This is a genomic window from Thermococcus celericrescens, assembly GCF_001484195.1.
Lineage (GTDB): Archaea > Methanobacteriota_B > Thermococci > Thermococcales > Thermococcaceae > Thermococcus > Thermococcus celericrescens.
In genome coordinates this window covers 22350-31878 of the sequence record NZ_LLYW01000032.1, presented here as the reverse complement: position 1 = coordinate 31878, position 9529 = coordinate 22350, and the positions used below count along the sequence as shown (strand labels likewise).

The following is a 9529-nucleotide window of genomic DNA, read 5'->3' as shown; positions in this document are numbered from 1 at the left end:
CGATCCCCCCGCGGGGCTGACTTTTTCGGTCTCCCACGTCACAGCGCCCAAACCCCCGGCCCACGAGCATCCCCACCACGCGGAACCCTCCGATGTCCCCGAGGAGAAAATAAAGGAACTGCTGGGCATCGCGTACTGCCCGGTATGCTATGAGAAGGACGGAGAGCTGGTGGAGCTGAAGATGGAAAGCGGCTGCGCCACCTGCCCGAGGTGTGGATGGAGCAAGTGTGTGATAAGCTGAGTGTTGTTGTGTGTTTCTTTTATTTTTGTAGATGCGAAAGATTTTTAAATGGTAGTGTTGAGTCTTACGATGAGGTGGTGGATATGAGGAGCTACAAGCAGGTTTTCTATCTTGTTTGGTTTATGAGCTTTGTAGTGTCCATTCTTGGAAGGATTGGAACAAGAGTATCAGTAGATGTTTCAGTGCACATTACCATCAGCCTCAACATTATCATAATGGTGATAACATTGGTGCAGATGCAGATAATAAGGATAACAACTCCTGGAGCTGGACCTTATTGGAACCAAAGATGGGGAACTTCTTTATTTTCCCCAATTTTTAGTTTAACAATAAATAGCGAGGAGGTGATTTAAATGAGCTTAAAGGAGTTGGAGAAAAAAACAAAGTGGATAATTACTAAGAAAAAAGGAGCTAAGGGCCCAGATGGGAAAATAAAAGTGATAAGCATGGGGCGACTAAAAACCGGAAAAGAACGTCTTGCACTATATATACCGGCTTCCAGCAATGTAAACGCTTTCCTATCAATGGTTGACAAAGTGCTAGTCGAAGCGGGCATAATTGAAGATACAGGAGAAATCCTTCTCAAACTCACGGCAACGGATAGCCAAGAAGGTTACACAGTTACAAAACAGAAAACTGGAGGAATAACAATTTCAATAATGAGAATCGCTAACAAACTTGGACTAAAAAGAGGAATCACAGAGAAAGAACATGAAATAGACCTCAGAAACAAAACTGTGTACATACTGTTCCCAAATCCAAACGACAGCTAGTCTTCTAAACTTTTTTAACATTTTCCTGCCAAAATAGGTTTTTTAAGGCCTTTCTTTTTAACTCACATCAATCACCCAAAGCTTAAGTTTGGGCTGAAGAACTCACGCTATTCGGAGGTGTTGTCATGGACAAAGTCTATCTCACGTGGTGGCAGATTGACAGGGCCATCTTCGCGCTCGCCGATGAGCTGAGAAAGAACTTCATGCCAGACGTTATCGTCGGCGTCGCGAGGGGCGGACTTATCCCGGCCGTGAGGCTCAGCCACATCCTCGGCGACCTTGAGGTCAAGGTCATCGACGTCAAGTTCTACAAGGACATCGAGGAGAGGATGGAGAAGCCAAAGATAACCATCCCGCTCCACGGCTCGCTGGAGGGCAAGAAGGTCGTCATCGTCGACGACGTCAGCGACACCGGAAAGACCCTCGAAGTCGTCATCGAGGAGGTGAAGAAGGCCGGGGCGAAGGATGTCAAGGTGGCCTGCCTCAGCATGAAGCCCTGGACAAAGGTGGTTCCGGACTTCTACGTCTTCCGCACCGACAAGTGGATAGTCTTCCCCTGGGAGGAGTTCCCGGTCGTTGTGAGGGAGTGAGGTTTTCTTTTACACTTATCGCACTCCCTGTTGCACGTCTATACAACTCTTTTACATAGGCTTCTTTTGAACGGTTCTAAAAGGGAAATATAAATTAGAATAAATTCATACTTGAAAAAAAGAAAAGATAATTACAATTAGTAAAAGGAAAAGCTTATAAGGGATAAACCATCCAAATAGTAATGCAAAAACTATAAGGAGGTGAACCACTTGCGGTGGAAGCCACTGTTGGCAGTCCTGTTGGGACTGCTGATGGTCGGGTTAACTGTAGGAAGCGCGGCAGCGATGTCAAGTTCCGCCCAGGATCCTCACGCAAAGGTAGTAGTTATGAAAGAGCTCCCAACTAGACTCTTAGTGAATACCCCTACAAGACAGGTCTTTATTTTTGGAGACATACTGATTGACTACAAAACCAATGGCAATGAAGCAACGATACTAATCAAGAACACAACTACAGATAAGATGGTAGACGTTGTTTATATGACCTCCACCAAGATTGATAACTCATACCTATTGACAGTCAGAGATTCCTCAGGAGCCAATTACTCCATAAGGACTCCCATAAATATAATAGCCCCGGATTGAGAACAAAACAGTTGATATCAAAGCCATTAATAAATAAAGAGCCTTCCACTACCATAGCTTATAATACACAGCAACACTACTGGTGGGATGGAGTATACTTTGTCAAAGGCTACATGATACGGTACCCACATCCAGATTACGAGTACTATGGGATAGAACCATGGGACACTGTTTCAATCAAAGGCAATAAGCTTACACACCTGCACTTCTCCAATGCAAAATCAGCGTTCATCCTTCAGGTTGGGCCTACTGCATTAGGAGCCGCCATAGGTGCTTACTTCGCCAATGTGCCGGGAGCTATTGTTGGAGCTATAGTAGGCTTGGCAGGGGGATAGCATTCGGACACTACCTTTTAGATGAATATGGTTGCTTATGGATATGGTTCGCTTGGAAATGGGAATATCACTGGCGCTGGGTACCCCCAGGATATGTGTACGAACCCGTTCTAAAATACCTCAGAATAGCCAGCTACACAATTAAAAATGACTACCATTTACCGAATCCTTGAGGTGAAAAGCATGAAGCGCTGGACTTTCGTGCTTCCATTCATTTACTTCCTCTTCCTTTTTGCACTGGCATTCATGGACTTCCCACGACAAATCAACCGCCAATGGATGTGGGTTCAAATTGGTGGACTAATTTTCATGATCGTGCTTGGGGGATACCTCGATGGGAGCATTCCAGAGGGAGAACTGACAGCAATCGGGGCATTCACGCTCTTGTGGCTTGCCTTAGCCTTCATCATCAACATCAGGAGGGAGTATTTCACGCTCCTCGGCCTCATCATAGAGCTGGCTTTGTGGTTCTCATCGAAAAAATCCTTTTGACGTCATGAAGAAACGTTGACTCGAAATCTCTTTAACCCCTCTTTCAAACTTTTCTCGGTGGTAGCGGTGAGGGCGTTCATAGCCATTGAGGTTAGCGACGAAGTCCGCGACAACCTCGTAAAGGCCCAGGAGAGAATAGGGAGCAAATCAGCCAAGATAAAGTTCGTCGAGAGGGAGAACTTCCACGTGACGCTCAAGTTCCTCGGGGAGATCGACGAGGTTACGGCGGAGGAGGTCAAGAAGGCCCTGGCGGAGATAGCAAAGAAGCACAGGAAGCACCGCGTCCGCGTTAAGGGCATCGGCGTCTTCCCGAACCCGAACTACGTCCGCGTCATCTGGGCGGGCATAGAGAACGACGAGGGGATAAAGGCGATAGCGAAAGACGTTGAGCGGGAGATGAGAAGGCTGGGCTTCAAGAAGGACAAGGACTTCGTGGCCCACATAACCATCGGCCGTGTCAAGTTCGTGAGGGACAAACTGGAACTGGCGATGGCTCTCAAAGACCTTGCCAACGGGGACTTCGGCGAGTTTGATGTTGAGGCCATAGAGCTGAAGAAGAGCACGCTGACGCCGAAGGGTCCCATCTACGAGACAGTTGCGAGGTTCGAGCTGGCCGAGTGAGGTGTAGAAATGGACGTCGAGGCCGTGCTTCAAAAAATTCTTCCGAGAATACGCCCAACAGATGAGGAGAGGGCCTTCGTGGAAGGCCTAATGAGGGAACTGGAGACCATAGCAGAGGAGACCATCGAAAGCCTAGGCCTCGACGTTAAGCCCTACTTCGTCGGCTCGCTCGCGAAGGACACCTACCTGGCCGGCGACCACGACGTTGACCTCTTCCTGGCTTTCCCCCTCGATACCCCCTTGGAAGAGCTCCGGGAGAAAGGTTTAGAACTTGGTAAGACCATCGCCGAGAGACTCGACTCCTATGAAATCGCCTATGCGGAGCATCCCTACGTGAGGGCCCGGTACAGAGGCGTGAAGGTCGACCTTGTTCCCTGCTACGACGTGGAAAGCTGGAGGGACGTGAAGACTGCCGTAGACCGCTCGATACTCCACAACCGCTGGGTTTTTGAGAACCTCAGGGGCAGGAACGACGAGGTAAGGCTCCTCAAGCGCTTTTTGAAGGGCATAAACGCCTATGGGAGCGAGATATACATCCGCGGATTCTCCGGTTACTTAGCTGAGATCCTCACCATCAGGTACGGCTCATTCCTCGGAGTCCTTGAAAATGCCGACTTCATGCTGAGGCAGAAGATAATAGACCCGGGAAACTGGCTCAAGCGGGAGCATGAGGTAGCCATGAAAACCGTCAGGCGCGAGGCCGAGGCTGACAGGCCTCTGATAGTCATCGACCCCGTCGACCCTAGGCGGAACGTCGCGGCAAACCTGGGCTGGGAACGCTACGGGGTTTTCTACTTCAGAGCAGCCCAGTTTCTGGAGGGTCCATCCGAGGGGTTCTTCTTCCCACGGGGACAGAAAAGCGGAAGCTACCTCGCCGAACTGAGGAGGAAGGGAACCCACCTCGTGACGCTGGTCTTTCAGGCTCCGGGCCTGGTGGAGGACATCCTGCTCCCCCAGCTGGAGAGGAGCGCGCGGGGCTTTGAGAAGGCCCTCACAAGGGAAGGTTTCAAAGTCCTCGGATGGAACGTTGGGCATGAGGGCAGCAAAGCCTTCATAATGCTCGAGGTGGACAGGAGGGAAAGGGAGAGGATGATGATAAAGCCCGGACCCGAGTTCTTCACAGAGCGAGGCCGGGACTTCTACCGGAAGAACGATAGGGTGTGGATTATAGGAAAGAGACTCTTCGCGGAAAAAGTTGTCAGGGAGGGAGTAGTTGAGGTTATCCTCGAACTCCTGGAGAAGAACCAGGTTGCCATGGGGAAAAGCGTTAGAGAAAACATCAGGGACGCCGGGATAATGCTAGACTACGTCCCGAAGGAGCTGGAGAACGAAGCCTACCTCTTCCTGAGCAGAGAGAAGTGGAATCTGAAGGGCTAGAAGAAGGGTCTTCTTTCCCATCCCCTTCTTCTCCGCGTCCTCGAGTATGCGTTTGAGCTTCAGGTACTCCTTTCCACCGAGCTTCATCAACACGGGGCCCAGAAGGGACAACTCCCCCTCACAGCGTTTCTTTTCCTCCAACACCATCCCCCCTGTCTCCGGGTCGTTTTTGTATAGTACCCTGAAGTTTTAAAGATTAGGCTAACAAAATTAAATAACCAAACGTCCCGGAGAGGGCAGGGATATCATCCCCGGTGCTCACACCACTCGCGGTTCTCCCACTCCCCGTGAACCTCGCCCGGGATGTGGCCGGTATCGGCGACGGCCCAGTCGGGGTTGTAGTGCCCAATCAACGCTCTCAGCTCGTCCCTCAAATCGCGCTTTCCAACGTAGAGTGCCGCCCTCGTCACGACGTTGTATCCGCTGCCCGGGACTTCGGGCTTTAACGCATCGAGCCACGCTTTCTCACTCGTCTCCCAGCCCTCCATCGAGGGCATCGCCGAGAGGTTCCAGAGGTGGTAGAGGCTCTCGAAGTTGAGGAGCTTGAGGTAGGCCTCGATGAAGAGACCCTGAAGTTCATCGCCGTCGAAGTACTCCATCAGCTCTACGAGGGCCTTTGCCATGACCGAGACGTTGCCGAAGGCAACGCGCGTATCCAGGTTCTCCCAGAAGCGCGGGCAGGAGTGGTTGGCGAGGAGGGCAAGATAGTAAATCCTGCCGAGCTTCAGGGCATTCCGCTCCCCGGAGACAGGTTCAAGGACGTAATCGAGAGACGTTTCCATGTCAAAGTGATCGTAGTAGTCCCTGAAGAAAATCCTCGTGTAGCGAACGAGGAACTCCTCAGCGTTATCGGCCCCAAGCTCCGCGAGGCCTTTCAGGACACCAAGCCTCACGACCCTGTTGAGCTCCTCAAAGAGCCTTGTGAAGGCCACCTTCCAGAGCTGGGAGATTTTCCTTCCGCCCACTTCCCTCGCAAAAACCTTCCCATCGGCCCGTCTATAGCCAAGCCACCGGGAATCGCTCGTCTTCCCGTCGAGGCTTAAATCGAAGTAGTCGCTCCAGGCGGAGTAGTCCTTAACGGGCATCTCAAAGGAACATTCGCCGTCAAGGCGCTTGAACTCACCGGAGAGCTTCTTCCTTACGAACTCCATGGCGGAGACCCTTTCGACGCCGTTTCTCTCAAGTCCCTCCATCCAAGCGGTAAAGCGGTCGAGCTGTGCCGGGTTTCCGAGGAGGCTCTCAAGGTCGCTGGCCGTGAAGATTAGATAGGGAACGCCGAGGTTCTCCTTGTGGTCATCGTGGTAGGAGAGGGTCTCTCTAATCAGGCCGGGAACGTCAAGCGTATTGAAGGCGAAGGCGTCGCTTATGCGCCACTCCCTCCCGAAGACGAAGGAGCTTGAATAGCGGTTGCAGGAGTGCTTCGCCTGGGGAAAGTCGTAAAGGAGCTGTCTCTCATCGAGGAGAAAGACGAGCCTTTTGTCCGTCGATGACTCAACCAGTTGGGCGGTTCTTCTCGTTATAACCGCTTCGGGAAGCCAGTAGCCGATTACAGGCCGGTCATCCATCAGCGGGGCGTAGAAGTCAAAGGAGACCCTCGCCAGGATTCTCTGCTCAAACTCATCAAGGTGGGGAACTATCGGGTGGAATGGCGTTGTAGGGACGGCGTCAAATCTCCGGAGAAGTTCAACGGTTTCTTCAAAGGCGCTTTTATGATAGCGGAGGAGCATTAGAAACGTGAAGGGCTCTATATCTATGCTCACGCCCTTCATGCGCGAGAGGGTATCGGCTATGTGCTCGTAGGAATAGAGCATCGCCCTCGTCCAGTTCTCGCCCTTGACTTCTTCTCCACGGATTCTTATCGCAACGGGGCTTTTTCTCTCCTTGTACTCTATGGGCTTATCCCCGTCACCGTCTTTAACGTAGACGATGTCGCCGGGCTGGTAGGCGTGGAAGTGGTGGGCGTACTTCATCTCCATTGTCTCACCGGGAGTGATACATCACAGGCGCTTATTTGGATTTCGGAAAAATTAAAGAGCATTTTTACCCATATGTGCCCGATAGATTAATAAACCTGTGCATTGAGATTTGACCGGTGGGAAGATGGAGCGCGAATTCAGGAAGATTCTGGGCGAAGACCTGGCGAACTACCTCGAGCTCATGAGGGCGAAGCTGACCTTCGCTGAGGAGCTGTACGGGATAAAGATGAACTACGTGCCCCTCATCACGGAGGGGGAGATAGTAATCCTCGACAAGAACGACGGGAAAATTAAGTGGCTGAAGACCAAAAGACCGCTCACCCCTGAGGAGTTCAAAGCCTTAGCGGATAAAATAAAGGAAAACCTTGAGTCGGGGTACGTGGAAAGCCTGCTCGCCATGAACATGTCCTGCGTCAACGGGCCGGGCGAATGAGCCTCCGTAGACTACCGGAAGCACCTTGATTCTGTCGCCTTCACTGAGGGGATGGCTTTCCTCCACCCTCTTCTCGTTCACGAGGATATGGTGCTCGTCCGTTCCTATCCCTAACTCCCTGAGGAGCTCGCCTACCCTTTTGCCTTCTTCGACCTCAAGTTCCCTCCGCGAGCCGTGTTTTAGGGCATGCTCTCCGTAGAGTATCAGCGTTACCCTCATGCAGACCACCTGGCTCAAAGGCCAAGGCGCTCCCTTATGCGCTTCACCTCACGCTTGGCCTCTCCAAGGCCTAACTCCTCTAAAACTTCCTCCTTCGGGATACCGTGCTCATCGTAGCCAATCTCCTCGTAGTACTGGCGAACCTTTTCGCTTATTTCCTCCTTGGTGGGGGCCTTGCCCTTGACCGGCCCGGTCAGGAGGGGTTCGTAGAACCTCGGCGGGTTGTCGTCGTCCTTCCTCGGATCCCAGTGGACGTCGGGCCCTCCGAGGAGGAGCAGGATCCTCTGGAGGTGGATTATTCTTAAGCCAGTTTCGTTGAACCACTTCTCCGGCGTCAGTTCAAAGCCCGTAACCGCGTTTCCGAACTCGATGATACGCTCAAAGCCCGGTCTCGTCGTGAACATGCATATAACGGCCGAGTCGTAGAAGGCATTAACGAGTTCGCCCTCGTAGCTCCTCGCCGGCAAACCAGCGGTCGCCGTGTGGTCGCCTCCCTGAACCGAAACGGCGTAGCTTATGTCCCTCGTGTAGTCGAGGTCGCTCCTTACACCGTGGGCACCGACACCGATACCCTTGACATGGACGGCGTAGCGCATAGCATCGACGCCCTTCATCTCCGAGATTTTCTTTGCCGCGCGGTACGTTCCCTCAGCCAGAATTTCTCCGATGCCCTTCCTCTCGACTATCAGCTCAAGGAGCTTTGAAAAGGCCTTCTCGTCGCCCCACTCCAGCTTGAAGCCCAGGTCATCTTCCGTTAGAATTCCGCGCTGGTAAAGCTCGGCAGCGAAGCCGAGGACGTTGCCCGCGTTTATTCCATCGAGGCCAAGCTCATCGACGAGGTAGGAGAGGTAAACAACCTTCTCCGGCTCGAAGACGCCAAGGTTGGTTCCCATGTAGGCCATCAGCTCATAGTCCGGCGCATCCGTTATGGCCCCCTTGTACTCGCCGTAGCGGAGGTAAGATATCTTCATGCAGTTCACCGGACAGCCGTAGTCGGCCCAGTACTTCTTTATCCAGGCTTTGAGCTCAAAGTTCACCACGCTTATCCTCTCGTCGTCGTGGTACTCCTCCTGCCAGTTCCGGACCGGCTGGCTTGAGCGGTCTTTGCCGACGCTGTAGCCTCCGGCACCGGTTCCCCACTGGCGGAACGTGGTGAGGGTTAGGAGTTCCCTCTGGAACTCACGGAGCATGGACTTGAACTTTTCTTTGTCGTGGACTTCCGGCAGGGGGCCGTTACCTTTAACGATGACCGCCTTGAGGTTCTTGCTGCCCATGACAGCCCCAAAGCCACCATAGCCAGCGGCGTGCATCAGCTTGCTCATTATCGCGGCGAACCTCACCTTCTTCTCTCCGCCCCTGCCGATGTACATCATCGCCGGCTCCTTCGGAACCCCACGGAGCTTTGACTTCTTCCTCAACTCGTCGTGAACTTCCTTCAGCAGGGTCTTGTGAAGCTCCACTCCTCCCATGCCCCAGTACTTTGAAGCGTCGCGTATCTCCACCTCGTCGTCGTTGATGAAGAGGTAAACCGGCTCCTTTGCCCTTCCCCGGATTATTATTCCGTCGTAACCGCTCGCTTTAAGCTCTATTCCAACCTCGCTGCTGAGGACGCTTCCCACTATGCCGTTGCTCTCCGGAGATTTGGCTACCACAGACGTCTTTATCCCCGGATAATAGCCCGTCAGAGGGCCGGTGAGGATAAGCAGCGGGTTCTCCTCGCCGAGGGGATCGACCTTTTCCCACCTCTCCCCCAGCTCCTTCCAGAGGATGTACGTACCGAGTCCCCTGCCGCCGTAGAAGCGGAGCATCTCCTCGTCCAGCTCAACGGTTTTCACTTTCCCAGTGCTCAGATCAACGTCCAGAAGCTTTCCAGCGTAGCCCTTCATC

The 9529-nt window shown here is 52.7% G+C and carries 14 protein-coding genes; 10 read left to right on the top strand and 4 right to left on the bottom strand.

The window, feature by feature from the left end; translation table 11 throughout:
- The 9 genes from APY94_RS13395 to cca all read left to right on the top strand — a co-directional run.
- Positions 1–241: hypothetical protein (locus APY94_RS13395; RefSeq protein WP_058939374.1), on the top strand; the 241-nt coding region annotated here is incomplete at its 5' end.
- Between the two features lie 83 nt (positions 242–324).
- Entirely contained in the window at positions 325–594 is a 270-nt protein-coding gene (locus APY94_RS09330; protein ID WP_058939373.1) for a hypothetical protein, read from the top strand.
- A complete protein-coding gene (locus APY94_RS09325; RefSeq protein ID WP_058939372.1) occupies positions 595–1014 on the top strand; it encodes a hypothetical protein in 420 nt (139 codons plus the stop codon).
- A 125-nt stretch (positions 1015–1139) separates the two neighbouring features.
- Positions 1140–1604 carry a phosphoribosyltransferase gene (locus tag APY94_RS09320; RefSeq protein WP_058939371.1) on the top strand — a complete coding sequence of 155 codons (465 nt, stop codon included), beginning with the start codon at positions 1140–1142 and terminating at the stop codon, positions 1602–1604.
- 210 nt (positions 1605–1814) lie between these two features.
- Positions 1815–2189, top strand: a complete 375-nt coding sequence (locus tag APY94_RS09315) for a hypothetical protein (RefSeq protein ID WP_058939370.1) — start codon at positions 1815–1817, stop codon at positions 2187–2189.
- Positions 2190–2200: 11 nt separating this feature from the next.
- A complete protein-coding gene (locus APY94_RS09310; RefSeq protein WP_157065517.1) occupies positions 2201–2524 on the top strand; it encodes a hypothetical protein in 324 nt (107 codons plus the stop codon).
- Between the two features lie 183 nt (positions 2525–2707).
- Positions 2708–3016 (top strand): hypothetical protein, encoded by a 309-nt coding sequence (locus tag APY94_RS09305; protein WP_058939369.1) that lies wholly within the window; start codon positions 2708–2710, stop codon positions 3014–3016.
- A 66-nt stretch (positions 3017–3082) separates the two neighbouring features.
- Positions 3083–3637 (top strand): RNA 2',3'-cyclic phosphodiesterase, encoded by a 555-nt coding sequence (thpR, locus tag APY94_RS09300; protein WP_058939368.1) that lies wholly within the window; start codon positions 3083–3085, stop codon positions 3635–3637.
- 9 nt (positions 3638–3646) lie between these two features.
- Positions 3647–5014 (top strand): CCA tRNA nucleotidyltransferase, encoded by a 1368-nt coding sequence (gene cca / locus APY94_RS09295; protein ID WP_058939367.1) that lies wholly within the window; start codon positions 3647–3649, stop codon positions 5012–5014.
- On the opposite strand, the gene APY94_RS09290 is transcribed toward cca, so the two are convergent.
- Positions 4937–5155, bottom strand: a complete 219-nt coding sequence (locus tag APY94_RS09290) for a hypothetical protein (protein ID WP_058939366.1) — start codon at positions 5153–5155, stop codon at positions 4937–4939. The genes cca and APY94_RS09290 overlap by 78 nt on opposite strands.
- A 104-nt stretch (positions 5156–5259) precedes the next feature.
- Positions 5260–6990, bottom strand: coding sequence for a hypothetical protein (locus APY94_RS09285; RefSeq protein ID WP_058939365.1), 1731 nt, complete (start codon positions 6988–6990; stop codon positions 5260–5262).
- Between the two features lie 124 nt (positions 6991–7114).
- Between APY94_RS09285 and APY94_RS09280 the strand changes: the two genes are divergently transcribed.
- A complete protein-coding gene (locus tag APY94_RS09280) occupies positions 7115–7423 on the top strand; it encodes a hypothetical protein (protein WP_058939364.1) in 309 nt (102 codons plus the stop codon).
- Here the strand turns inward: APY94_RS09280 and APY94_RS12965 are convergent.
- Together APY94_RS12965 and APY94_RS09275 are read right to left on the bottom strand one after the other, a co-directional pair.
- Complete coding sequence (locus APY94_RS12965) at positions 7331–7642, bottom strand: MoaD/ThiS family protein (protein ID WP_083500644.1); 312 nt, start codon at positions 7640–7642, stop codon at positions 7331–7333. The two genes, APY94_RS09280 and APY94_RS12965, sit on opposite strands and share 93 nt — an antisense overlap.
- 14 nt (positions 7643–7656) lie before the next feature.
- Entirely contained in the window at positions 7657–9528 is a 1872-nt protein-coding gene (locus APY94_RS09275) for an aldehyde ferredoxin oxidoreductase family protein (RefSeq protein ID WP_058939363.1), read from the bottom strand.
- Position 9529: the final 1 nt, after the last annotated feature.

Excerpts from the sequence above, each read along its gene's own strand:
- APY94_RS09330 (WP_058939373.1), top strand. The coding sequence starts at position 325 with ATGAGGAGCTACAAGCAGGTTTTCTATCTTGTTTGGTTTATGAGCTTT.
- APY94_RS09325 (WP_058939372.1), top strand. The coding sequence starts at position 595 with ATGAGCTTAAAGGAGTTGGAGAAAAAAACAAAGTGGATAATTACTAAG.
- APY94_RS09320 (WP_058939371.1), top strand. The coding sequence starts at position 1,140 with ATGGACAAAGTCTATCTCACGTGGTGGCAGATTGACAGGGCCATCTTC.
- APY94_RS09305 (WP_058939369.1), top strand. The coding sequence starts at position 2,708 with ATGAAGCGCTGGACTTTCGTGCTTCCATTCATTTACTTCCTCTTCCTT.
- cca (WP_058939367.1), top strand. The coding sequence starts at position 3,647 with ATGGACGTCGAGGCCGTGCTTCAAAAAATTCTTCCGAGAATACGCCCA.
- APY94_RS09285 (WP_058939365.1), bottom strand. The coding sequence starts at position 6,990 with ATGGAGATGAAGTACGCCCACCACTTCCACGCCTACCAGCCCGGCGAC.
- APY94_RS09280 (WP_058939364.1), top strand. The coding sequence starts at position 7,115 with ATGGAGCGCGAATTCAGGAAGATTCTGGGCGAAGACCTGGCGAACTAC.
- APY94_RS12965 (WP_083500644.1), bottom strand. The coding sequence starts at position 7,642 with ATGAGGGTAACGCTGATACTCTACGGAGAGCATGCCCTAAAACACGGC.
- APY94_RS09275 (WP_058939363.1), bottom strand. The coding sequence starts at position 9,528 with ATGAAGGGCTACGCTGGAAAGCTTCTGGACGTTGATCTGAGCACTGGG.